Source organism: Campylobacter sp. S4:11 (assembly GCF_024723695.1).
Classification (GTDB): Bacteria; Campylobacterota; Campylobacteria; order Campylobacterales; family Campylobacteraceae; genus Campylobacter_D; species Campylobacter_D jejuni_C.
On the sequence record NZ_JANQDC010000037.1, the window covers coordinates 1 to 3500 of the forward strand.

Annotated in this window: 1 protein-coding gene; it reads right to left on the minus strand. The window is 25.1% G+C overall.

The genetic code is table 11. The annotated features are described in order from the left end of the window. On the minus strand, positions 1-3367 hold a 3367-nt coding region (locus CAMP5053_RS07905), incomplete at its 3' end, for a hypothetical protein (protein WP_337217606.1). Positions 3368-3500 lie beyond the last annotated feature (133 nt).

Here is a 3500-nt window from a genome sequence, read left to right on the forward strand (position 1 = left end):
TTTTATACTCATCATACAAAGCCCTTTTTGCTTCATCGTTATTAATAGCTTGTAGTTTTTGGTTGTATTTTTGTATGTTTTCTTTTTGAGTTTTACTAAGACAATCAGGGATTAAAAAATCTTCTTCATGTTTTAGTTTTAAAAGTCTTGGTTTTATAGCTAAATCATGTAAATAAGAATAGGTATTAAAAAAGTCTATATCTTCTATGGTTTTTAAATCACCAGTTTTTGATCTTAATTCATCTAAACATAAATACGCAAAAAGTTTGTTTAAAAGATAATTTCTTACCCTTTTTGCACCACCTACATCTTTATGGTAAATAAATAAAGTTTCTTTCTCTCCTAAACCTCCTGTTTGTAGCTTTCCCCCTGTAAACATAGAAGTAAAATTAAAAGAAATAAAAGTATTATTAATAAACATAGGATAAGAGATGAATCCTTCTTGTGTATTTGTAGGTTTTTTCATTAAAACATAAGGGGGATTATATTTATGAGTAAAATTTAAAAATTGCAATCTTTCGTGTTCTTTTTTACTTTGTTCATATGTGCTAATCCATAATTGATTGATCAAATCTGTAATGATAGCTTGAGGTAAAGATATGAAAGATTCTTTGGCAATACTACGAATATTTTTTAAAGTAAAATTAAATTTATATTGAAAAATTTGTTTTTTGCTGATATTTGTTATATCTTTAAAACCATCATGATTTTTTAGCTCTTTAAAGCTTGGATCATCTGCTAGCATAATAGCTTCGTATTTGTTTTTATTTTTTTGCATATAACAAAGTTCTAATAAGGCTATTTTATTTAATCTTTTAAGTCTTTTATTAAATTGTTCTTGATTTTGTATTTTAACCTTTTTCATTTGAATACTTGATTGAGTCATCAAAAACAATAAATAACTTATACCTATACTTTCATAAAAGGCTTTTTGTGTTTTAAGAGTTAAAAAATTAAGAATGGTTTTACTAAGCAATTTAGCAAATTTAAATTCATCTGCTCTTAAAAAATCTGCAAAAGGAAAGAATTTATCTATAAAAACATCCATCATAGCCACTATAGTTTTTTGCGGATTATAAGGAATTTTATTTATATTATTTTTTTCTATATCTTTTATCAATTCATCAAGTTCATCATCGATTTTCTTGTTTGATATTTTCTCTTTTTCAATCAATGCGTTTATTTGTTTTAGATTATACTCCACTGCTTCATCTTGGGTTTGATGATTTTCACTTTGAGGCTCTTTTAGGGAAGATAAAAACTGTCTATCTTCCTCATCACTAATTTCATGATCTTTTAATTGTTCTAAATAATCCACAAATTCTTCTATACAAAAAATTTCATTCTTTGCGAGTTTAACCTTTTGTTGTTTTGAAAAACATAGGGGAATTTTTTCTTCATTTATGTTTAAAAAGACATTTATAGGAAGCATATTAATACTTTCTTCCTCTTCTATTTGTATACTTTCATAATTTGAAAACAATTTCCACCAAGCTTGGAAATCAGTTTGAATGAAAGAATAAAAATGTTTTATCGTATAATAGGTTAAGGCAAGTAAAATCACATCTATGATAGTAAATACACTTTTCTTTACAAAACTCTCTCCTTGGTATACCACACCTGTGTAAGTACCTATTTTAGGCTGTGCAATATGGGTGATACTATCTATATAAGTTCTTATGCATTCTATGCCTTCTTGAAAGTATTGCTTTTGTTTTTCTAAAAAAGTTTTTTTATTATTTGCTTGATAAAAAATAGATTGTAAATAATGATAATTATGTATTTTATTGATATTACTAGGAGTTTTTATAAAATTCATATATTGAAATATATTTTCTAGATTGTTATCTGTAATATCTTTAAATAACTCTTCTTTTTCTTTTACTGTATCTTCAAAGCTTTGATAGGTTTGATAATTTAAGCGAATAAAAGGACTTAAAGAAAGCACAAAGGCATCTTTTTCATTATCAATAATATTGATTTTATATTTACTATAATCTATCGTTGTATCGTAGTCTTTTGGAGTTTTGATTAAAATATCGTTTTGTGTTTCATCTTCTATGGTATCTGGATAAATGATAGTGTTTTCAAAAATTTCTTCTGTGAGCTTTTGGTGAAGTCCTGCATTATATTTTTGTGGGGCATTTGTAATGATGAGAAAATTTTTTGCATAATAAGATTCGTTTTTTTCACTCTTTAAATCTTTTATGATTTGAGCTAGTGCAATAGAGTTAAAATACGGACTTTCTATATAGCTTAGTCTGTTTTGATCAAGGGACATTTGTTTTTTAAGTGCCTCTTTAATAGAATATCTACTATGCAATATTAATTCTTCTTTGGGGTTTTGGGTGATGAAATTTAAGAATTTTCCTTTGTGAAAATCTTTAAAAATTTCTTCGTTTGATTGAAGATGAATTGCAAGATCTTGCTTATGATATGCTAATGATTGATTCTTTATTGTTCCAAAGCCTGAAAAATCAAAAAGAACTTTATCATCTATGATCAAAGTATAATGATCAATTTTGTTTTCAAAAAGAGTAAAAATATAACCAATATCACTTATGAGTAGTTTTATAATGGCATTATAAATAGCATAAGAATATTTATCTTCACCCCACTTTGAAATTTCTTTATAAGCTTTTAGCAACTCAAAAGCACTATCGCCAACAACTAACAATAGCTGTGTTTTTGTTAAAAAGCCTTTTAATTTAAAGATATTAACAATATTAAGAAAAATATTAATTATCGTTTTATATACAGGCTCATAACCTTCTGCATGAATATCTTTAATATTTTGTATTAATTCATTAAAGACAAGCTCTATTTGTTCATTTAGTTTATACTCGTTTAATTTTTGATATTCATCGAATGATTTTAGCTTTTGAAGTATAGGGATTTTTAATTTCTCATTAATGCAAATGATTAAAAAGTCAATATTTTTGTTCTCTTTTTCTAGTTTTTGCGTCATAGTTTCTGAAATAGTTTGATTTTCAGATTTTCCCAAGGCTTTTACAAAATCATCCAAAATGCTTGTCATATCACAAGATAAAGGAGTGATGGTAAAGTTTGAGGGATTATTGCTAAACTTATTAGAATCGGTAAATTTTTCATAAGAATAATCATAAATTTGAACTTTTTTTCCTTTATAAGCAGATATTTTAAGAGTATCATATAAGTATTTATCTAAACTATAATAACAATCTTTAGCAATATCATAATCTGTTAGTGCTAAATTCAGTATATTTTTTCTTGAAAAATTATTACAATATAAAACTATATTTTTAGCTTGTTTGCAATATTTATCTATCAAGTTTTTAAGATTGTTTTGATGATAAATATAGTGACAAGTAAATTCTTTATTTTTCATTATCTACCTTTAAGTAAATATCGACTTAAGGTTTTTTATTTAAATAAAATCATCTATTAATTTTTCCAATCCACCTTATAATATTACCCTTATCATCAATTTCTACTTCTAGATCTTTGTATTTGTTGTAAAA